19 protein-coding genes are annotated in these 20,096 nt (G+C 69.1%); 7 read left to right on the top strand and 12 right to left on the bottom strand.

The window, feature by feature from the left end:
* Window position 1: 1 nt before the first annotated feature.
* Window positions 2-790, top strand: coding sequence for an FCD domain-containing protein (locus RCR19_RS41110; RefSeq protein WP_331270204.1), 789 nt, complete (start codon window positions 2-4; stop codon window positions 788-790).
* Between the two features lie 118 nt (window positions 791-908).
* Entirely contained in the window at window positions 909-1,919 is a 1,011-nt protein-coding gene (locus RCR19_RS41105; RefSeq protein WP_331270203.1) for a cupin domain-containing protein, read from the top strand.
* A gap of 71 nt (window positions 1,920-1,990) precedes the next feature.
* On the opposite strand, the gene RCR19_RS41100 is transcribed toward RCR19_RS41105, so the two are convergent.
* The 10 genes from RCR19_RS41100 to RCR19_RS41055 all read right to left on the bottom strand — a co-directional run bounded on the left by RCR19_RS41100 (window position 1,991) and on the right by RCR19_RS41055 (window position 14,330).
* Entirely contained in the window at window positions 1,991-2,878 is an 888-nt protein-coding gene (locus RCR19_RS41100) for an AAA family ATPase (protein ID WP_331270202.1), read from the bottom strand.
* 16 nt (window positions 2,879-2,894) lie between these two features.
* Window positions 2,895-3,962: a cupin domain-containing protein gene (locus RCR19_RS41095; protein ID WP_331270201.1), complete on the bottom strand. Its 1,068-nt coding sequence runs from the start codon at window positions 3,960-3,962 to the stop codon at window positions 2,895-2,897.
* Between the two features lie 42 nt (window positions 3,963-4,004).
* Complete coding sequence (locus RCR19_RS41090) at window positions 4,005-5,234, bottom strand: MFS transporter (protein WP_331270200.1); 1,230 nt, start codon at window positions 5,232-5,234, stop codon at window positions 4,005-4,007.
* Window positions 5,235-5,237: 3 nt separating this feature from the next.
* A complete protein-coding gene (locus tag RCR19_RS41085; RefSeq protein WP_331270199.1) occupies window positions 5,238-6,374 on the bottom strand; it encodes an ABC transporter ATP-binding protein in 1,137 nt (378 codons plus the stop codon).
* Between the two features lie 18 nt (window positions 6,375-6,392).
* Window positions 6,393-8,198: an iron ABC transporter permease gene (locus tag RCR19_RS41080; RefSeq protein WP_331270198.1), complete on the bottom strand. Its 1,806-nt coding sequence runs from the start codon at window positions 8,196-8,198 to the stop codon at window positions 6,393-6,395.
* Between the two features lie 6 nt (window positions 8,199-8,204).
* Entirely contained in the window at window positions 8,205-9,314 is a 1,110-nt protein-coding gene (locus RCR19_RS41075; protein WP_331270197.1) for an extracellular solute-binding protein, read from the bottom strand.
* 40 nt (window positions 9,315-9,354) lie between these two features.
* Window positions 9,355-10,458: an extracellular solute-binding protein gene (locus tag RCR19_RS41070; RefSeq protein WP_331270196.1), complete on the bottom strand. Its 1,104-nt coding sequence runs from the start codon at window positions 10,456-10,458 to the stop codon at window positions 9,355-9,357.
* Window positions 10,459-10,639: 181 nt separating this feature from the next.
* Window positions 10,640-12,307, bottom strand: a complete 1,668-nt coding sequence (locus RCR19_RS41065; protein WP_331270195.1) for an ethanolamine ammonia-lyase reactivating factor EutA — start codon at window positions 12,305-12,307, stop codon at window positions 10,640-10,642.
* Between the two features lie 25 nt (window positions 12,308-12,332).
* Window positions 12,333-13,466 carry an ethanolamine ammonia lyase-activating protein gene (locus RCR19_RS41060; protein WP_331270194.1) on the bottom strand — a complete coding sequence of 378 codons (1,134 nt, stop codon included), beginning with the start codon at window positions 13,464-13,466 and terminating at the stop codon, window positions 12,333-12,335.
* 99 nt (window positions 13,467-13,565) lie between these two features.
* Complete coding sequence (locus RCR19_RS41055) at window positions 13,566-14,330, bottom strand: 2,3-bisphosphoglycerate-dependent phosphoglycerate mutase (protein WP_331270193.1); 765 nt, start codon at window positions 14,328-14,330, stop codon at window positions 13,566-13,568.
* A 143-nt stretch (window positions 14,331-14,473) separates the two neighbouring features.
* Here RCR19_RS41055 and RCR19_RS41050 point away from each other — a divergent pair, with 143 nt between their 5' ends.
* The 5 genes from RCR19_RS41050 to RCR19_RS41030 all read left to right on the top strand — a co-directional run bounded on the left by RCR19_RS41050 (window position 14,474) and on the right by RCR19_RS41030 (window position 18,580).
* On the top strand, window positions 14,474-14,797 hold the full coding sequence (locus RCR19_RS41050) for a 2Fe-2S iron-sulfur cluster-binding protein (protein WP_331270192.1): 324 nt from the start codon (window positions 14,474-14,476) through the stop codon (window positions 14,795-14,797).
* A 90-nt stretch (window positions 14,798-14,887) separates the two neighbouring features.
* Complete coding sequence (locus tag RCR19_RS41045; protein WP_331270191.1) at window positions 14,888-16,174, top strand: Rieske 2Fe-2S domain-containing protein; 1,287 nt, start codon at window positions 14,888-14,890, stop codon at window positions 16,172-16,174.
* A gap of 16 nt (window positions 16,175-16,190) precedes the next feature.
* Complete coding sequence (locus RCR19_RS41040) at window positions 16,191-16,667, top strand: 3-methyl-2-oxobutanoate hydroxymethyltransferase (RefSeq protein ID WP_234381226.1); 477 nt, start codon at window positions 16,191-16,193, stop codon at window positions 16,665-16,667.
* Between the two features lie 172 nt (window positions 16,668-16,839).
* On the top strand, window positions 16,840-17,673 hold the full coding sequence (locus RCR19_RS41035) for a 3-methyl-2-oxobutanoate hydroxymethyltransferase (RefSeq protein WP_331270190.1): 834 nt from the start codon (window positions 16,840-16,842) through the stop codon (window positions 17,671-17,673).
* A gap of 52 nt (window positions 17,674-17,725) precedes the next feature.
* Complete coding sequence (locus tag RCR19_RS41030; RefSeq protein WP_331270189.1) at window positions 17,726-18,580, top strand: alpha/beta hydrolase; 855 nt, start codon at window positions 17,726-17,728, stop codon at window positions 18,578-18,580.
* 48 nt (window positions 18,581-18,628) lie between these two features.
* Here RCR19_RS41030 and RCR19_RS41025 read toward each other — a convergent pair whose 3' ends face one another.
* Together RCR19_RS41025 and RCR19_RS41020 are read right to left on the bottom strand one after the other, a co-directional pair.
* Window positions 18,629-19,081, bottom strand: a complete 453-nt coding sequence (locus RCR19_RS41025) for an RpiB/LacA/LacB family sugar-phosphate isomerase (RefSeq protein WP_331270188.1) — start codon at window positions 19,079-19,081, stop codon at window positions 18,629-18,631.
* A gap of 32 nt (window positions 19,082-19,113) precedes the next feature.
* Window positions 19,114-20,061, bottom strand: a complete 948-nt coding sequence (locus RCR19_RS41020; protein ID WP_331270187.1) for an ABC transporter substrate-binding protein — start codon at window positions 20,059-20,061, stop codon at window positions 19,114-19,116.
* Window positions 20,062-20,096: the final 35 nt, after the last annotated feature.

Raw genomic sequence — 20,096 nt, 5'->3', positions numbered from 1 at the left:
CATGCCATCGCGACCCAGCCAGGCTCAGCGTGCTGACACCGAAGCCGAGAACCCCGTCAAGGCGGCCGCCCCGGCCGAGGGGCTGTTCAAGGCGGTCTCCTCCAGTCGTGTCTCGCAGCTGATCGTCGACCAGATCCGGATGCTCCTGAAGGAGGAGCGCCTGCAGCCCGGTGACCGGCTGCCCAGCGAGCGCGAGCTGTGTACGCAGTTCGGGGTGAGCCGGGTGACCGTTCGGGAGGCGCTGCGCAGCCTGGAGGCCAGCGGCCTTGTCGAGATCCGGCTCGGTGCCCGCGGCGGCGCGTTCGTGACGGCTCCGTCGTCGCGGCGCGTGGGTGAGGGGCTCGCGGATCTGCTGTCGCTGTCGCCGTTGACCGCCACCGAGGTCACCGAGGCCCGGCTCGTCTTCGAGCTCGGCATCGTGCCCCTCATCGTCGAGCGCGCCACGGAGGAGGACCTCGACGCGCTTCGCGCCCTGTGCGACGAGCACGCGGAGGCCGTCAAGCAGGGCACCTACGACATGGAGATGTCGGCGGACTTCCACACCAGGGTCGCCGCGTGCACGCACAACGGCGCGATCGAGATGCTCGTCCAGTCCTTCCACGGACCGCTGCTGATGAGTCTGCGTGAGGCGCAGAGCATCGAACCGCAGATGGGGCACCGCGGATCGAAGGAGCACCGCAAGTTCGTCGAGGCCATCGCGGCACGTGACGCCGAGGCCGCGACGGAGATCATGCGTACGCACCTGCAGCGGACCGCTTCCCGGGTGAAGGGCGACGGCCGGCGCAAGTGATCCCGAAGTCGCCATGCCCCGGGTCCGGTTGGGCCCGGGGCTCTTTTGTGCTCCCGGCGAAGGCATTATGGTTAGACCATAAGGCGATTGAAAGGCTTCGGCCATCACAGGAGGCACCATGGGCAAGAAGGGACGAGTCTTCGTCCGCGGCCTGACCTCGGAGACGTACGGGCTCGGTGAGTACCGTCGCAGGCAGCTCGCCGTCCAGCGGGTCCGCGACGACTCCGTGGTCGTCGACGACGCGAAGGTGGCGCACTCGGGCGACAGCGAGAAGTCCCGGACGTGGTGGAGGGTCGGCCCCGGGGACGAGGACTTCCTCACCCAGACGATCCAGGTCCACTTCGTCGAACTGCCGCCCGAGTCAAGCAATCACGGACACGGACACCAGAACGAGGCGGCCTTCTACATCCTCCAGGGCCGGGGCTACGAGATCCACGACGACCAGCGCTACGACTGGACCAAGGACGACCTCGTCTTCGTCCACACCGACTCGGTGCACCGCCACTTCAACCCCTACGACGAGACGGCCACCGCCCTGGTGGTGAAGGCCAAGAGCACCTGGATGTTCATGGGCCTGTGGCAGCAGGGCCGCAGCGGCCCGGTCGAGCGCGAGGCCGAGTTCGGGCCCCGCGAGGACTGGTCCCGGATCTGGACACCCGGCGTCACGGACCGCAAGAAGGTCATCTCCCTGGCCGACACCACCTGGGAGAACACCCCGCTCGGCCGCGTCCGGGTGATGTCCTCGCCGGAACGCACCGACGCCCGCATCTTCTCCATCGACGCCTTCGAGCTCGACATCCCCGCCGGCAGCCGCTCGGGCAAGTACTGGAAGATGGCCGACGAGGTGTACTACGTGCTCGACGGCAGCGGGTACGCCCTCCAGTGGGAGGTCGAGGCGGAGATCGCCGAGAAGTACTACGCGCGGGTCGCCCTGGAGCCGACCCGGCACGAGATCACCAAGGGCGACACGGTGTATGTGCCGCAGAACCACGTGTGCCAGCTCTTCTCCTACGACGGCACGCCGCTGCGGCTGCTGTCGGCGCAGAACCGCGTCTTCAAGCACCTCGGGTACGACACGGTGCACTTCATGGAGGACGCTCCCGAGTACCGGGCCGGGCAGAACGCCTGACCGACCGGAACACTTCGGCCCCACACCGTGCCACTGAGTGTGGGGCCGAAGTCATTCCTTGCACATGCCCGTCACGGGCGAGCCGTCGCTGCCTCCTCCGCGGCGGCGACGAGGTCGTCGACGCTCAACAGGGCGGGCTCCCGGGCCGTCTCCAGACGCAGCGCGAGCGCCCCGTGCACGGTCTTGCGGATCCGGCGCCCGTCCAGACCGGTCAGAAGCTTGCCCACCCGCTGGTGCACTGCCGTGTCCTCGGCCAGCGAAGCCAGTTCGGGCCACTGCGCCGCCAGACCGCGCAGCGAGTCGGCCACGATCAGCGGGACCACCGACTCGTCGGGCAGTTCGGTGTGCACCACGAGGTCGGCGCGCGAGAGGAACGCCTCGTCGACGGCCTCGGCGAAGTTCGTCGTCACGACGAGCAGGGTGCCGGGGCGCTGCGCCCGCAACGAGTCCAGACCACTGAGCACGGCGTCGGTGGCCCGGTGGACGTCGACCGGGTTGGTGTGGAAGGACGCCGCGTGGCGCCGAACCGCGAGCGCCTCGACCTCGTCGACGAGGACCAGGGTGTGGGGCCGGCGGGCGGCCAGCTCCGGGAGCGTCTCGCGGAACAGCCGTGAGACGGAGCGCTGGCTCTCGCCCAGCATCTCGCTGGGGAAGGCGTGCGGATCGACCTCGACGAGCGTCGTCGCACCGTGCGGGGCCAGAGTGCGGGCGGCGGCCTGCGCGAGCCCCTGGGCCAGCGTCGTCTTGCCGGTGCCGGGCGGTCCGGCCAGCACGACAAGACCGTGCGGTGCCACGGGCGAACCCGCGAGCCGCCGCCCGTGCCTGAGCACCAGGACGGCGGTCGCGAGCAGCCTCTCCTTGACCCGTGGGTCGATGATGACCGAGTCCCACGGCCCGTCATGGTGGTCGGCGGGCAGCGCATGGATCCCGGCGACGCCGTGCGGCAACGCAGTGCTCACCGCTTGCGCCCCCCGTTCACGGCCAGGTGGGGCGCGTGAGCGCCGGCCACTGGACGGTCGTGGGGTCACCGGCCTGCGCATCCCGGATGTGCTCCGGCGGCTCCTCGAACAGCACCAGCGGATCGCACAGGGCGCGCATCGTCTCCAGCAGACTGTCGAACATATGGATCCGCACCACCTTGGCCGTGCGGTCCGTCGCGGAGTTGATGTGCTGGTGCCACAGGAAGTGGTCGACGACGATGATGTCGCCCTTCTTCCAGGGGTGCCGCTCGCCGCCTTCCGGCTCTGCGCCCAGGTAGCTCTCGCCGCTGCCCTCGACGACATACAGCCACGCTTCGCCGGGATGCCGGTGCATGGACTGGGCCCGGCCCGGGGCGATCTCGAACATCGCCATCGTGATGCCGGAGGCCTGGTAGCCGATGGCGCGGTCCAGGAGGAACGTGGTGCGTGTGCCGCGCGGGGTGTTGCGCAGCTCCAGCTCGTCCCAGCTGGTGTGCAGCCGGCCCGAGCGGCGGGCCTCCTGGTCGCGGGCGAGCCGCCGCAGCCGCGTGGCGTACGGGTCGGCACCGTCACGACCCGGCGAGAACGGCGGGCGCGGCGGCAGTTCGGACACGGGGGTGTGGCCCGCGTCCTCGAGGACGGCCATGCCCATCGTCTCCAGCAGCGGCGCGCTGGAGAAGGTGAGGTAGCGCGTCGTGGTCTCGCCCTCGTTGCCGCTGCGGTGCCAGGACCAGGCAGGCAGGTGCAGCGAGTCGCCCGGCCCCCAGTCGATGCGCTTGCCGTCGATCTCGGTCCAGCCCCGGCCGGCCACCACGAACACCATGGCATCCCATGAGTGACGGTGCAGCGTGGTCACGGTCCCCGGGTCCAGTTCATGGGCCAGCGCGTCCATGGTGCGGGTGGGCCGGTCACCGTCGGCTCCGACGTAGACGCCCACACGGCTGCCCCGCTCGGTGGGGTGCATCTCGACGTCCTCGAGGGCGACGACGGTGCGCTGGTTCTTCCGCCACTCCTCGATGAAGGCGGCTCGTCGGCGCTTCTGTACGTGGTAGTGAGTGACCTCGGTCGTGGTGTGCGTACTCAAGCGTGTCTCCCAACAGAACGAAATGCACACGGAGTCGGAGGATCAGGAGGTGGCCGGCTGGGCCGTGGGCACGCTGTACTCGCGTACCGTGCGGCTGCGGGCCGCACTCGCGCCCGACACGGCGGCAGGGACCAGACCACCGAGGGTCAGTGCCAGAACCGGGCCGAGCGCGCCCGCGGCCAGGCCCATCACCGAATCGCCGATCGCCGGACCGCCGCGCGAACACATCTGGTAGATGGCGGAGACTCGGCCGCGCAGCTCGTCCGGCGTCTCCACCTGTACCGCCGCATGGCGGACGGTGGTCGCGACGGCGTCCGCCGCCCCCAGGGCGAGGGCCATGGCGACCGCCACCGGGAAGGTGCGCGACTGGGCCAGGCCCACCACGGCCAGGCCGTAGGCCGCCGTGCCCCAGAGCACGATCCGGCCGGCGCGCGCCGTGCGCACCAGCCGGAACACCCATACCGAGCCGATCAACGCGCCGGCCGAGGGGGCCGCGGACAGCAGTCCGTAGCCGGTGGCGCCCACATGCAGGACGTCCGCGGCGAAGGCGGGCAGCAGCACCCGGTAGGCGCCGAACACCGTGGCGGTCATGTCCAGGCCCATCAACTGCCAGACCACGGGCCGTTCCGCCACGTAGCGAACGCCCTCGCGCAGGCTACCCAGCAGGGACCGCCGCTCGCCGTCGCCCGCCAGGGGAGGCACCCGCAGCAGGGCGAGGACGACGACGAGCGCGGCGTAGGTGACGGCGTCGAAGACGTACACCGCCCCCGGGCCGCCGACGGCGATCAGCACACCCGCGAAGGCGGGGCCCACCAAAATAGCCAGTTCGCGCGACGGGTTGAGCAGCGCGAACGCCTCGACGAGCCGTTCGCGCGGCACCATCGCCGGGATCAGCGCCTGCCGCGCGGGCTGGTCGAACGTCGCGGCCGCCGTCGCCAGCAGCGACGAGACCACGACCGACCACACCGTGGCGGCACCCGCCAGGGTGATCGCGGCGAGGGCCGCCGACACCAGCAGCGCGACGCCCTGGGTGACCTGGAGCAGGCGTCGGCGGTCCAGCCGGTCGGCGTAGATCCCGCCGACCGGTGACAGCACCAGCAGGGCCACCGCCTGGGCCAGACCGACGAGTCCCACCTGCGCGGTCGAGCCGGTGAGCTGGTAGACCTGGTAGAGGTTGGCGGCGACGGCGCCCCTGGTCCCGATCTGGGAGAAGACGACGCCGCCCCAGTAGAGGTCGAAGTCCCTGTTGCGCAGTACCTCGGGTATCGCCATCGGTCAGTCGACCGGGACGAGGGTCACCTTGTCCGGGGCGACCGAGAAGTGCACTTCGGTTCCCGGCGGGATCGACAGATTGGGATTGGAACGGTTGCGGACCTCCAGATCGCCCACACCCACGATGTGGTCCACGACGTCGCCCATGAAGGCGCGGGTGAGGACCGTACCCGACCACTCGTTGGGCACGTCGCCCCGCCGCTCGCGGGACAGGTCGACGCACTCGGGGCGGATCGAGATGAGCACCGTGTCGCCGACCGCGGGCGCCGCTTCCACCCCGTGTGCCACGAGGCGGCCCTGTGCCGCGTCCACCTGGACCTCACCGCCCGACACCGAGACGACCTTCGCCTCGATGAAGTTGGAGGTGCCGATGAACTCGGCCACGAACCGCGTGGCCGGCTTGGTGTAGATCTCGCGGGGCTTGCCGATCTGCTCGATACGGCCCTGGTTCATCACCGCGATGCGGTTCGACATCACCAGCGCCTCGGACTGGTCGTGGGTGACGTAGATCGCGGTGAGATTCAGCTCCCGCTGAAGACGCTTGAGTTCGAAACGCATCGTCTCGCGCAGCTTGGCGTCCAGATTGGACAGCGGTTCGTCCAGGAGCATCAGCTCCGGCCGGGTCACCAGGGCGCGGGCCAGCGCCAGGCGCTGCTGCTGGCCGCCGGAGAGCTTGGTGGCGGCCCGGGCCGCGTATGCGCCGAGCTCGGTGACCTCGAGGACCTGGCCGACGCGGTCCTCGATCTCCTTGCGGCCGGGGCGCTTGGCGCGGGGCATCACCTCCAGCGGGAACGAAACGTTCTTGAAGACCGACATGTGCGGCCAGATGGCGTACGACTGGAAGACCATGCCGAGTCCGCGCTGGTTGGCGCGCATGTTGACACCGTGCTTGGAGTCGAACAGCACGCGCCCGCCCAGTGTCACCCGGCCCTCCGTCGGGCGTTCAAGTCCCGCGACGGAGCGCAGGGTGGTGGTCTTTCCGCAGCCGGAGGGGCCGAGCAGCGTGAACAACTCGCCGTCGTGCACCTCGAAGTCGACCCCGCCGACGGCGAACACACGCGTGCCCGCGTCGGATCGCCGCCCGGAGGCACGCCCGGCGGTGTCGTCGTAACTCTTCTTGAGGGATTCGACCGTCAACATCGCTGAAGGTCCCTTCGATCAGTTCGCGGAGTCGCTCTGCAGCCCGAAGCGGGCACCCAGGCGGTAGGCAATGGAGACGAGGACGACGAGCAGGACGACCATGCAGACGCCCAGGGCGGCCAGGGTGGTGAACTGGCCGTTCTCGAACTGCTCCCAGATCAGCACCGACAGCACCTCTTTGCCGGGGCTGTACAGAAGGATCGTGCTGGACAGCTCACGGAAGGACACGACGAGGATGTAGACCCAGCCGGCCAGGATGCCGCCGCTCATCAGCGGCAGCAGCACACGGCGGAAGGTCTGGAACCACGAGGCGCCTGACACCGCCGCCGACTCCTCGAGCTCGGGTGACATCTGCGCCATCGCGGACGAGGAGTAGCGCATGCCGTACGGCAGGTACCGCGTGCAGTACGACACCAGCAGGATGAGCAGCGTGCCGTAGATCGGCAGCGACATGCGCAGATAGACGAACGACAGCGCCAGACCGAGCACGAGACCGGGGATCACGATGGGGGTGAAGGCCAGCAGGTCGAGCAGCCGTCGGCCCGGGGCCCTGGTGCGCAGGACCACCCAGGAGACGATCGCGGTCAGGAGCATCACCGCTGTCGCGGCACCCACGCCCACGATGAGCGAGTTCTTCAGCGCCGTGAAGGCCAGCGGCATGTCGAAGACGGCACGGTAGTTGGCCAGGCTCATCTGGCTGAGGGTCTTGCGGGTCGGTGCGGCGTAGTACTTCAGCAACGAGGCGTACACGAGGACGGCGACCGGCAGGACCACCGTGAGCAGGAAGTAGAGGATCACTCCGGCGCCCACGAACGGACGCGCCCTGCCCAGTTCGACCGGGCGAGGCCGGAACGCCTTGCCCGTCACCGTCTGGAAGTTGCGCGAGGAGCGCTGGAGCCAGCTGGAGACCAGCACGCCGACCGCCGCGATGACCAGCAGTCCGATGGCGTAGGCGCCGGCGGCTCCGTAGTCGATGGGGTAGGCACGCAGGACGAAGTAGATCCGGCTCGTGAACACATAGATGCCGTTCTGCAGTCCGAGCAGTCCGGGCACCTCGAAGCTCTCCAGGGACTGCACGAACATCAGCAGTGCCGCGGAGATCATGGCGGGCCGCAGCAGCGGAACCGTGACCCGGCGCAGGACCGTGAGGCGGTTGGCCCCCGACATGGCGGCGGATTCCTCCAGCGAGGGATCCATCGCCCGGAAGGCGGCCACCATGAGCAGGAACGCCACCGGGGCGAGGTGCAGCCCCTGTACCCAGATCATGCCCCAGACGCTGTAGATGTTGATCGGGGAGGTGCCGAACAGGGGCTTGAAGACGAGTGAGTTGAGCAGCCCGCTCGAGGGATCCCCGAGGAAGATCCACGAGGTGGCGTACAGGATGCCCGGCACGATGAGCGGCACAAGCGAGGCCGCGAAGAACAGTCCCTTGAACGGGGTGTCCGTCCGTACCTGCACATACGCCAGGGCCGTGCCGAGGACGAGCGCGAGTGCGGCAGAACCGAGGGCGAACCACAGCGAGTTCAGCATCATCTCGCCGGACTGCGAGTTGCCGCCGTAGGCACGTGCGAACGCGTTGAACGAGAGGCCGCTGCCGTCGGCGCTGAGGAAGGTGTCGTGGATCAGATAGCCCAGGGGCACGATCGCCAGGTATCCGACCACGACGACCGCGCCGCCGACCAGCAGGCCCTGCAGGGACAGCGGGCGCCGCAGCAGGCGCAGCAGCCGGTGCGTCCTGCGGTCCTCCGCGGGCTGTGGTGTGCGTCCGGGACGGGCTTCGGGGCCGTCGTCCCGGGCGGTGGTGGACGTGGGTGCGAGGGTCATCGGTGGTCAGCTCCCCGTCGTGGCGGCGCCGCGCAGCAGCGCGTCGTACTTCTTGTCCCAGGAGCCGTCGTCCTTGCTGAGGCCCTTGACATCGAAGGGGACGAGGGTGAGGCCGTTGAGGCTCTTGTCCCCGGGGACCTTCGTCGACGGCGTGAGCCCGAGCTTGACGAGTTCCTTCTGGCCGTCGGTCAGCAGCCAGTTGTAGAAGAGCCAGGCGCCGGCCGGATGCTGTGCGTTCTTGATCATGCCGACGCCGTTGGGCCGGGCGAAGGCGGGTATCTTCGACACCCCGCCCTGCGGCAGGTGGGTGACGGGGGCGCCCTTCTCGGCGGCGCGGTCCGTGATGTAGGTGTAGTTCATCGCCTCCATCGGCGACTGGCCGGCGGAGAGGAACTGCATCATCGTCGTGTGCCCCTTGGACACCTTGGAGTTGGCGACGATGGCCTTCCAGAGCTTGTCCACCTCGGCCTGCGACTTGCCCTGGTCCAGCCAGTACTTGGTGACGTTCTCGAACCAGTCGCTGTCGCTGACCTCGAGCGTCAGCTTGCCCTTGTACTTGGGCAGGGCGAGATCCTCCCAGCTGTGCGGCTCGTCGGCGGGCTTGATCAGGTCGGTGTTCCACGCGGGCTGGAAGACGTTCAGCCGGCTCGCCGTCCAGTGCGCGAACTTGCCGGCAGCCTCGACCTTGTCGAGTGAGGAGCCGTTGAAGTCCGCCAGGAGGTTGTTGTCGGACAGGGCCGTCATCTCCAGGAAGTTGGTCTCCACCGTGTCCGCGCCGGGCTTGCCGGCCTGGGCCTCCTGCAGCGCCCGCTGCAGGACCGTCTCGGAGTTGCCGCGGAAGACGCTGACGTGGATGCCGTACTGCTTCTCGAAGGCCTGCGCGATCGGGGTCGCGATGTCCGCGGTCATCGAGGTGTAGAGGGAGAGAGTTCTGCCCTCCTTCTGGGCGAGCTCCTTGGCTTTGGCGACCTGTTGGTCCTTGGGGAGGGCGGCGATCTGCGCGTAGGTGCCGTCCGCCTTGGCGTTGGACGCCGTGGTGACGGCGCCGCCGCATCCGGTGGTGGCGGCCGCGACCAGTAGTCCGGCCAGGGCGAGGGTGGTGTTACGGGTCCTCATGCGGTGCTCTCCTGGAGAAGGGCGTGAAGGGGGAGTGCGGTCAGCCCGCCGTGGGGACGCCGCGCAGCAGCGCGTCGTAGGCGGTGTTCCATTTCTTGGTGTCGGTCTCGGCGGTCTTCGAGAGGCTGTAGGTGGTGGTGCCGGCCGGGATCGGGTCCTTGTAGCCGGGCACGCTCTTGGCCGCCGGGATCCGCAGCGACTCGGCGATGATCTTCTGGCCCTCGGTGAGCACCCAGTCGGTCCACAGCAGGGCAGCGGCCGGGTGACGTGGTCGGGCCATCAGTGCGATGCCGTTCGGGCGGAGGATCACCGGTTCGACGGCGGGCCGCCAGGCCACGGGCGCGCCCTTTTTGGCCGCCTTGTCGACGGTGTGGCTGTAGACCGAGAGGGCCACGGCGAACTGGCCGGCGCTGAGCAATTCACCCTGCACAGTGTGGCCCTTGACGACCTTGACGTTGGCGGCGATCTTCTTGAACAGGGCGTCCACGGCGGAGGGGCTCATGCCCTTCTCCTCGGTCAGATACGTGTGCATCGACGCGTACCAGTCCCAGTCGCCGACCTCGACGGAGAGCTTGCCCTTCCACTTCGGGTCGGCGAAGTCGGCGAAGTCCTGCGGTTCCTGGCCCGCCTTGACCTTGTCGGTGTTCCACCCGACGACGAAGGCGTTGAACCGTTCGGCCGTCCATCCTCCGAGGTTCTTCGCGGTGTCCTTCAGACCTGCTTCGGCGGGGCCCTTGTAGGCGTGGAGGAGGTGCTGGCCGTCCAGGGCCCGCAGTTCGAGGTCATTGGTGTCCATGACGTCGTTCTGCGGCTTGTTCGCCTGGTTCTCCTGAAGGGCACGCTGCAGAACTGTCTCGGAGTTGGCCCGGAACGCGTGGACCTTGACTCCCGGGTAGGCCTTCTGGAACCCGTCGACGAGGTCCTGGATGTCGGTGTTGGAGGTGTACAGGTCCAGTACGCCGCCCTCGCTCTTGGCGTCGGCGAGGAGCTTGTCCGTGCGCTCCTTGCCGGTGAGGGACTCGTACGCGGCGTAGGGGTTCTTGTCGGGGGCGGAGCCGGCGGTTCCCGTCGTCGGCGAAGCGCCGCAGCCGGTGAGGAGGAGGCCGCCGACCAGAAGGCCGACGGGGAGAGCACCTTGACGCATCGCACACTCCTTGGACGAGGCGGATGGCTCGAGGGCGGACGGGAAGGGCACAGAGTGTGGGGGAGCGGTGCGGTCGCGCCGACGGCGGGTGGTGAGTCGTCGGCGGAGCGGCTTGCGGCTGCGGTTCGCGTCCGTCCGAGTGCCGGGTTCCTGCATAAAACAGCAGGGTCGGTCTTATGGTCTAACCATCGGACAAGAGCTTTACTTTATTGTTACGGCCCGGGGACGAGGGGTTCACACCCCTGGGCTTCGGGTCATGGGGAAGCGGGGGTCGGCCGGGATCCGGTCCGAAGACGAGCGACTTGATCGTGACCGGCACCGTGCGGGACGGGAAGCGCACCCGTCCGATGTCGACGTAGTCGAAGTCCCGCAGGCTCAGCCCGTCGATGACGAGCAGATCGACGGTGACGTCCAGCTCGTCCCGCAACAGCCGGCCGAGCGTGAGTGCCACATCGCCGTCGAGCACGACGTACAACGGTCGTCCCTGCGCGAACCGTTCGGCGAGCGCGTCCCGGAGGCCGCGTGCGAAGGGCAGCAGCCGGTCGTAGCTCGGCGGCCCGCTCCACGTCAGGGCGAGGGCGATGTCCGCACCCGTCTGCGCGACGTCCAGGGCGACCAGATGCCGGCGGACCGCCGACTCGACCGCACCGCTGTCGACCCTCTCGCCGAGCTCGTACGCCGGCCTGAGCACCTGCAGGTTGCGGCGCGGCAGCAATGCGTCCGGGTCCGAGATGAACCCGGTGTTGCCGCTGAGCTGGACGCTGTACTCCGATGCGCCCACCGCCGTAGCGCGGATGCACTCGCCCGGCGGAAGCAAGGGATACGGCAGTGCACCGTCGTCCAGCCGCCGGCGCAGGGCGCGTCCCAGTCGGCGACCGAGGTCTCCGAAGTCCGTACGCTCCCTGCCGTAGACGTATTCGGCGACCCCGCCCGAGAACATCACCCCGTCGACCGGGGCGAGTTCGGGCAGCGGCTCGGTGAGGAGGAGGTCCCGGACATGTGCGCCGGGCGCCGCCGCGGTGAGGGCCTCGACCAGCGTGTCCGCCATCGCCTCGGCCACGCGGTCCAGTTCCTCGCCCCGGACGGTGTCACCGCACGTCCAGCCCACGAACCCGGCCCGCTCGGCATGCACACGGCCGGCCGGATCGAGCCGGACGATACGTCCCTCGGCGTCGACCACCTGGAGTCTGCCACCGATGTGCACGGCGGCGGTGGCGACGACCCGCCCCCGGTCCAGCACGGCGAGCTTGGTGGTCCCGCCTCCGATGTCGACGTTGAGGATGCGCCGCCCGGTGTCGTACGACGCCTTGGCGGCTCCCGATCCGTAGGCGGCCAGCATGGCCTCCATGTGGTGGCCCGCGCTCGCGTTGACCAGCTCGCCCCCGCGCTCGGCGAGGACGGCGGCGATCGCCTCCGCGTTGCGCCGGCGCAACGCCTCGCCGGTGAGGATCACGACACCGGTGTCGACGTCGGCCGGATCGACGGCCGCCTCCTTGTACGCCACGTCGATGATCGCGCCGAGGGCCTCGGCGTCGATGTACTCGTCGCTCGCGTAGGGCGTGAGTTCCACCGGGGAGCGGTGCAGGGTCTCCCGCCGCACCACGAGGTACCGGCTCGTCAGATCCTCGCCGATACGCCGTAGATGCAGGCGGGAGAAGACGACCTGGGTGCCGGAGGACCCGATGTCGATGCCCACGCTGTGCAGGGTGACGTTGTCCTGCTGCCAGATCGGGTTGTCCTCGAGCGCCCCGGCCACGTCGTCGTCGTGCACGTGGTCGTGGTCGGGGAGGTACGCCGAGTGAACCGTGCGCACCCCGTCGTCATGGTTGTGGTCTTCGGCGTGCCGCACGGTTCCCGCTCCTCAACTTCCTGTGTCAGACGGTGGCCGACTGCTCCGGGCTCGGCGGGAGCGTGGCGAGCTCCGCCTCGTACACGGCGTCCATCCTGGGCTCCATCCCGTGCTTGGCCAGGGCCTCCCGGAACGTCTCACGCACATAGGACGACTCGTCGGCGTAGTCGATCTGGTCGCCACCGATGCGCCGGCTGATCCAGGCCTTCGGCACGCCCTGAGCGTTGCGTACGGACACGACCTCGTGCTTGAAGGCCAGATAACGGCTCGGCTCAGCACCGGTGTTGAAGTGCTGGTGGAACCACATGTTCGGCGGGACGATCAACGCGCCCGGCCCCCACTCGTAGCGGCGGGGCTCCTCGCCCTCGGGCCACATGAGGCTGTAGCCCTCGCCGGAGAGGATGATGACGTGGGCGCCGGGTCCGTGCCGGTGCCCCTTCTTGTACGTGGCGGTCGGGAACTGGGAGATGTGGCTGTTCATCGACCCCTTGGCCATCGCGAAGCGGATGTGCCCACCACCCGCGCCCCGCTCCTTCGCCTCGATCAGCGGAAGGTTGACCGCGTCCGCGACGAAGTTCGTGTCGAGCAGCAGCCCCTTCTGCTCGCCCCTGGGGGAGAAGTAGTCGGGCTCGCCGTCGAAGCGGTCCGGGAAGTCCCTCGGGGTGTTGAAGACGAAGTCCGGGTCGCCGTAGAGGTTGATGACGGGAGGCAGGTTCGTCGAGGAGACGAAGCGCGCCGCCTTGCGGCCGGAGCCGTTGAAGTGCTGGTGATGGGCGTTGAGCGGAATGGCGAAGATCGATCCGGCCTGCCACTCGAAGGTGACCTCGGCGCCGGAGTCGTTCCAGACCTTCGTCGACCCCTGGCCCTCGAGGACCAGGATCATCTCCTCGAACAGCTGCCGCTGGGGGGCGAGTGCGCCGCCGGCCGGGATCTCGCACACGTAGCAGTCGTTGGAGGTGCGGGTGGCCTCGTGGTTGATGAAGACACCCCGGCCGCCGCGTCGTTCCCACGGCTTCAGCTCGACGGTACGCAGATCGGGGATGTAGTGGGCCGCGATGATGTCGAGCCCTTCGGCGGCGACCCAGCGGGTGTAGGGCGATTCCTTCTCGGTGGCGAACTTCGCCGCCAGGGAGTCGTTGACGAGCGCATCCTTGGCCATTCGGCGGCCCTTCCTGGTCGGCTCTTGCGACATGACGTGCGCTGACAGGGAAATAGGGGGTGTGGATTGGTAGAACCATAAGTCCACTACTGAAGGGCGTCAACGAGTCGCGCGCGATGATCGGAATCCCTCTGCGGCCACTTCCGCGGCCGCCGTCGCGGCGGCCGCGGGTTCCAGGTAGCACCCGCCCCGGACGCGCGGCTTCAAGTCCTCTCCGAGGTCGTACCGCAGGGGCATGGCGGTGGGGATGTTGAGGCCCGGCACCTCCTCGCGGCTCATTCGGTCCAGGTGGGCGACCAGGGCGCGCAGCGAGTTGCTGTGCGCGACGAGCAACGTGGTGCGGCCCGCGCGCAGATCAGGTACGACGGCCTGATGCCAGTACGGCAGCAGCCGGGCCGTGACGTCGGCGAGCGACTCCGTGCGCGGCAGCAGGGAACGAGGTACGTCCGCGTAGCGCGGGTCGTCGGACACGTCTCCCGGGGCGCCTTCGGCGACCGGCGGCGGGGCGGCGTCGTAGGAGCGGCGCCAGAGCCGGAAGCGTTCCTCGCCGAACTCCTCGAGGACGTCGCCCTTCTCCCGGCCCTGCAAGGCTCCGTAGTGGCGTTCGTTGAGCCGCCAGTGTGCGGTGGTCCGCGCCCTGTGGGCGCCGGCGCTCCCGGCGACCAGGTCGGCGGTTCGCACCGCCCGGGTCAGGACCGAGCTGTGCACCGCGTCGGGCACAAGACCCGCCTCGCGCAGCAAGTCACCACATCGTTGGGCCTGTTGTTCTCCGTGGGAGGTCAGGCCGACGTCGGTCCAGCCGGTGAACAGCTGCCTGGCGTTCCAGACGCTCTCGCCGTGGCGGAGCAGGATCAGTGTTCCCATGCCGCCGATTGTGATCCCTCGTCCCGTCTCTTGTTCCCCCTTTCCGCATTCTGGTCTAATGGACAGACCACCGAACGGAGTGCGGCCCCAGCGGCATGCCCGTTCGCAGTGGATTCCGCCGATCGCGAGAGGAAACAGGGACCTTGCCCAAGGTGATCTTCGTCGGCAGCGACGGTCCCGAGTACACCGTCGATGCGACGGTCGGGGACTCGGTCATGGCGGCTGCGGTGAAGAACGGTGTTCCCGGGATCGTCGCCGAATGCGGCGGCAACCAGTCCTGCGCCACCTGCCATGTGTGGGTGCGCGAGGAGTTCGCGCCGCTGGTCGGACCGCCGGGCGACATGGAGGACGACCTGCTCGACCTGGCCGTGGCAGAGCGCCGGGAGACCAGCCGTCTGTCGTGCCAGATCCGTCTCACCCGGGAACTCGACGGGATCACCGTCGACATCCCCCCGGAACAGCCGTGAGCGCCGGGCGGCCGACGCACCGTTCCACACCGAGCTCCGCACCGATGTCCACGACCCGCCGGCGGGTCAGTACCTGAAAGGGATATGGCCGTGCTCAGAAAAGACATCAACGAGCTGCTCACCCAGACCGGACCCGGAACGCCGATGGGCGAACTGTTCCGCCAGTACTGGATCCCCGCGCTGCTCGCGGAGGAACTCCCGGAGGACGACTGCCCGCCGGTACGCGTCAAGCTTCTGTCCGAACGCATGGTGGCCTTCCGCGACAGCGAAGGGCGCTACGGCCTCATCGACGAGTTCTGCGCCCACCGCGGCGCCTCCCTGTGGTTCGGCCGCAACGAGGGATCCGGGCTGCGCTGCCCGTACCACGGCTGGAAGTACGACGTGACCGGCCAGTGCATCGAGGTCCCCTCGGAGGCCGACAACAGCAGCTTCTGCCAGAACGTCCAGTTGACGTCGTACCCCCTGGTGAAGATAGGCGACGTGCTGTGGACCCACATGGGGGACGCGGCCACCCGGCCCCCGCTCCCGGAGTTCGAGTGGGTCCACGTCCCGGCCGAGCAGACCTACACCTCCAAGCGCTGGCAGCAGTGCAACTGGCTCCAGGCCTTCGAAGGCGGCATCGACTCCAGCCATGTCACCTTCCTGCACTCCGGCGGACTGAAGACCGACCCGCTGTTCAAGGGCGCGAAGGGCAACGAGTACAACCTGAAGGACACCAAACCCTTCTTCGAGGTCGCCGACAGCGTGGGCGGCCTGTTCGTGGGCGCTCGGCGCAACGCCGAGGAGGGACAGTACTACTGGCGGATCACGCCCTGGGTCATGCCCGCCTTCACCATGGTCCCGCCGCGCGGTGACCACCCGGTGCACGGCCACTTCTGGGTGCCGATCGACGACGAGAACTGCTGGACATACTCCTTCGACTACCACCCCGTGCGGGCCCTCACCGAGACCGAACGGCAGGCCATGATCGACGGTCATGGCGTCCACAGCAAGAACATCCCCGGCACGTACCGGCCCATGGCCAACATGGACAACGACTATCTGATCGACCGCGAGGCGCAGAAGCGCGGTGAGACCTATTCCGGCGTGGCGGGCATCGCCATGCAGGACGCCTCCCTCCAGGAGAGCATGGGGCCCATCGTCGACCGCTCCAAGGAACGGCTCGTCCCCGCCGACAGCGGGATCATCAAGGCCCGGCAGAAACTGCGCAAGGCCGCTATCGCACTGCGGGACGAGGGCGTCACGCCGCCCGGTGTGGATCCGGCGCACCAACGGGTGCGGTCGGCGGCGGTGGTACTGCCGCAGGCCGAGTCCTTCCTGGACTCCTGCCGTGACGCGGTGAAGGTGACCCCCGGCGTCGCTCAGACCTCGGTGTGACATGACGACCGCGTCGATGCATCTGAGTGAGAGCGCCCGAGCGGCCTCGGCGAGCGAGTCCCGGTTCCGGATCGACGTACCCATCGCCCCGGCCCGGGCCGCACGGGTCGTGGCGCTGGACGATCGGGCCGCGTCGGTGGTCCGCCGTCTCGCCCAGCGGTCCTGGGCCCATGCCCGCTTCTACACCAGCCGCGAGGTCCGGGACGGCGACGGCCTGCTGCACGAGCTGGACGGCCCCACCGTTCCGCTCGACGAGGTTCTCGCCGGCACCGACGTGGTCGTCGTCCTCGCCACGGAGGACGGCGGCCGGGCCGCGGCGGCCGCGATCGGCAGGATCTGCGGCCGGCGGGGGATCACCACGGCGGGCGTGATCCTTGGCGACGGTTTCGAGGCCGACGACGCCGTCGCGGCTCTGCGTCCCTATGCCCGCGTGCTGCTGCTGTCCGCCGACGAGGGCGACGCCTTCGAACTGCTCACGGCCCTCAGGGTCTAGATCCTGTCGTTGGATCGGGTCGGCTGGGAGAGGCTGCGCCTTTCGGCCGGCCCGAGCGGGGTGTGGTGCGTGCAGTTGCAAGGCGGAGGAGGTCGGCGACAACGCGGCAGATGCGTGTGCCGCGGCCCGCGACGTCGGCGTGATCCGAACGACAGGCCCTAGGAGGACCCGTATGCCCGAGAAGGTCACCCTGCGCGGGTTGCAGCGCATGAAGGACGAGAAGCGCAAGATCGTCGGTGTCGTGGCCTGGGACTACCAGATCGCGCGCATCGTCGACCGGGCCGGTGTCGACCTGGTCTCCGTCGGCGACACCGTCGGCGTGAACCTGTGGGGGCAGAGCAACCCCTTCGAGGTGACGATGGATCAAATGATAACCGTCGCCCAGGCGGTACGCAGAGGTGTGCGACGGGCCCTGGTGAGCGCCGACTTCCCCTTCGGCCCGTTGCAGGAGGGAACGGACAGCGCGGTCAGGGCGGCCATCCGGTTCGTCAAGGAGGCCGGAGTCGACATGGTCAAGGTGGACGCGGCCTCCGATTTCCCCGATGCCGTCACCGCGATCACCCGCGCGGGCATCCCGGTGTTCGCCCAGTTCGGGATCACCCCGCAGACGGCACTGCGGTACGGAGTGGAGTACAGCGCCATTCCCTCGAGTGCCGACCAGGTGCCGGTGGAGATGAAGGACGCCCTCGTCGCGGAGGCCGAACGGCTTCAGGAGGCGGGTGCCGCCCTGCTGAACTTCACCAACTCCGGGCCGGTGGTGGGCGCGGCCGTGGCCGAGGCCGTCTCCATCCCGGTGCTCGGCGGCTTCGGCGGCGGTCCCTGGCTCGACGGGCGGATGCGCATGGCCCACGCGGCCATCGGCTATGCCGCGTCCGCCCTCGACGATCCCCCGGACACCTATGCCAACGTCGCCCGGATCACGCTCGACGCGATCACCGCCTACACCGCGGACGTGCGAGCGGCACGCCAGGTCGCCGGCGGTGTGCCCGTCCCGCCGGCGACCTGACAACCGGCCGGCCATCGGGTCGGCCTGCATCACGCGAAAGGAGCGAACGACCGTGCCCACCGCCGTCATCGACGGAATTCCCACACGCTACGAGGTCACCGGTTCGGGACCGGCGCTGCTGATGTTCTCCCCCGGAGGCTTCGACTCCAGCCTGGAGGGCTGGCGGACCGTGGGCGTCTACCGGCGCCTGCGGTTGCTCGACCACCTCGCCCGGAACTACACCTGTGTGACCTTCGACCGGCGTGAGTCGGGTCGGTCGGGGGGACGGTTGGAGCGGATCTCCTGGGCCGACTACGTCCGCCAGGGTGTCGGCCTGCTCGACCACCTCGGCATCGAGCGGGCGCACCTGATGGGAGGATGCGTCGGCTGCTCCACCGTCGCCGCATTCGCGGTCGCCCACCCCGAGCGGGTGCTGAGCATGGTGCTGTACTCGCCCGCGGGCGGGGTGAAGTACCGGATGAAACAGCACGATCGATTCCGCAGTCATGCGGTGTACGCCGACGAGCACGGACTGGCGCAGGTGGTGTCCCTCGCGCGTGGCTCGGACGCAGGCTTCACGAAGGATCCCCGGGTCGGCCCCTGGGCCCGGGTGATCCGGACCGACGCCGGGTTCGCCGACGCCTACGCACGGACTGACCTCGACCGTTACCGGGCGACGGTCACCGGCATGGCGCGGCTGCTGTTCGACCGGGACACCGTGCCGGGTCCCGAACCGGAAGATCTGCTCGGGCTGGACGTACCGGTGCTGATCGTCCCCGGCGAGGACACGTCGCACGCGCCGTCGGCCGCCAGGTATCTGCAGGAATGCCTGCCCGACAACGAGTACTGGGACGTTCCGGTGGCCGAGCAGACCGAGGAGTCGGCGCCGACACGGGTGCTGAAGTTCCTGGCGGGAGTGCGGACTTAAGAGATGAAGGGGCCCGGCCGGGAGGGGAGGCGCGGCCGGGCCCCTGGCTCAGGTGCGCGCCGACTCCTCTTCCAGCGCGGCGATCTGCTCGAGCCGCCGTGCGTGCACCCCGCCCTTGAAGGGTGTCGTCAGCCATGTCCCGACGATGTCCTCGGCGTCCTCGGGTGCCAGGATCTTGGCGGCCAGGACAAGGACGTTGGAGTCGTTGTTTCCGCGGGAGATGCGGGTGCTCCACAGGTCGTGGCACAGCCCCGCCCGAATCCCCCGGATCTTGTTGCAGGCGACGGTCTCTCCGAGTCCGCTTCCACCGAGGACGATCCCGCGCTCGGCGTGACCTTCGGTCACCTGCCGGCACACATCCGCGCACAGCAGCGGGTAGTCGACCGTATCCTCGCTGTGGCTGCCGCGGTCGTCGACGGTGTGCCCCTGCGCGGTCAGCCAGGATGTGAGCCGGACTTTGAGGGCGTAGCCGTTGTGGTCGGCGGCGATGGCGATGCGCATACGGGTCCCTTCGGCTGACGGTGAGCGTGCGTTCAGGCGATCAGCGTGCGCGTGCTCTCGGCGAACAACCCCTCCAGGGGAAGCGGCCGTTCGAGGATGTGCTGGTCCACCGCGTGCCGCATGAGCTGTTCCAGCACGGCGCGGTTCGGCTCCAGGCCGTACGGCAGCGGATCCATGCCGGTCACCTCCAGGACCCGCCGGTACATGCGGTCCGTAGCGGTGGGGGAGTTGACGCCTCCGCTGTGCAGCCGGTCCACGTAGAGCTGCTTGGCCCGGGCGAAGGCGTCGAAGACCAGAGCACCCAACTCGGGTTGTTCCGCGAGCAGTTCGTCACGGATGACGATCAGGTGGTTGATCGGGTACAGGGCGCGTTCACGCAGGGCGGTGAAGCCCGCCTCTGCGGGCTCCGGGATCAGCGGAGCAAGGGCCGAGGACGCCGGCCTGGGTCCGATCACCGCGGCGAGGTCCCCGGCGAGCAGCGCGTCCTCAAGCGAACCACCGGAGTCCACGGGGACGACGTTCGCCGGGGGCCGGTACGCTGCGACGTGCTCGTCGCCCGACAGCACCCAGGTGACCTTGTCGAGGTCCACGCCATACTCCTCCTGGAGGACCGCGCGCGCCCAGACGCCGGTGGTCACCGTGTAGCCCCGGCTGACGCCGACCCTGCGGCCCTCGAGGTCCTTGGGGCTGCGCACATCCGACGCCGGGTCATGGAAGACCGCCCCGTGGTGGAAACCGCGCACCAGGAAGACGGGCACGGCGGTGAACCGTGCGCCGTGCGCCTTGGCGACGAGATACGTGGTCAGTGCCATCTCGCTGACGTCGAACTCCAGCCCGCGCACCATGCGCCGGAAGGCGTCGACGAGAACGGGGACTTCCTCGAACTCGAAGCGGAAGCCGCGGGGCGTGACCACCCCCGTCTTGAGCGCCTCGTTGTTGCCCTGCGTCCGGGTCACGGTCCTGAGTTGAGGTACGGCCATGACTCGAAAAGGTAGCATGGTTAGTCCATAAGTCC

It is taken from the genome of Streptomyces sp. WAC07094, assembly GCF_036320405.1.
Lineage (GTDB): Bacteria > Actinomycetota > Actinomycetes > Streptomycetales > Streptomycetaceae > Streptomyces > Streptomyces lannensis.
The sequence above is the reverse complement of the archived record's forward strand: the minus strand, read 5'-3'. Positions and strand labels throughout refer to the sequence as shown.

Coding starts and splice junctions, on each gene's coding strand:
- RCR19_RS41055 (WP_331270193.1), bottom strand. CDS start 14,330: ATGGGAACACTGATCCTGCTCCGCCACGGCGAGAGCGTCTGGAACGCC.
- RCR19_RS41090 (WP_331270200.1), bottom strand. CDS start 5,234: ATGGCGATACCCGAGGTACTGCGCAACAGGGACTTCGACCTCTACTGG.
- RCR19_RS41105 (WP_331270203.1), top strand. CDS start 909: ATGGGCAAGAAGGGACGAGTCTTCGTCCGCGGCCTGACCTCGGAGACG.
- RCR19_RS41060 (WP_331270194.1), bottom strand. CDS start 13,466: ATGGCCAAGGATGCGCTCGTCAACGACTCCCTGGCGGCGAAGTTCGCC.
- RCR19_RS41085 (WP_331270199.1), bottom strand. CDS start 6,374: ATGTTGACGGTCGAATCCCTCAAGAAGAGTTACGACGACACCGCCGGG.
- RCR19_RS41080 (WP_331270198.1), bottom strand. CDS start 8,198: ATGACCCTCGCACCCACGTCCACCACCGCCCGGGACGACGGCCCCGAA.
- RCR19_RS41070 (WP_331270196.1), bottom strand. CDS start 10,458: ATGCGTCAAGGTGCTCTCCCCGTCGGCCTTCTGGTCGGCGGCCTCCTC.
- RCR19_RS41040 (WP_234381226.1), top strand. CDS start 16,191: ATGCATCTGAGTGAGAGCGCCCGAGCGGCCTCGGCGAGCGAGTCCCGG.
- RCR19_RS41025 (WP_331270188.1), bottom strand. CDS start 19,081: ATGCGCATCGCCATCGCCGCCGACCACAACGGCTACGCCCTCAAAGTC.
- RCR19_RS41020 (WP_331270187.1), bottom strand. CDS start 20,061: ATGGCCGTACCTCAACTCAGGACCGTGACCCGGACGCAGGGCAACAAC.
- RCR19_RS41110 (WP_331270204.1), top strand. CDS start 2: ATGCCATCGCGACCCAGCCAGGCTCAGCGTGCTGACACCGAAGCCGAG.
- RCR19_RS41035 (WP_331270190.1), top strand. CDS start 16,840: ATGCCCGAGAAGGTCACCCTGCGCGGGTTGCAGCGCATGAAGGACGAG.
- RCR19_RS41075 (WP_331270197.1), bottom strand. CDS start 9,314: ATGAGGACCCGTAACACCACCCTCGCCCTGGCCGGACTACTGGTCGCG.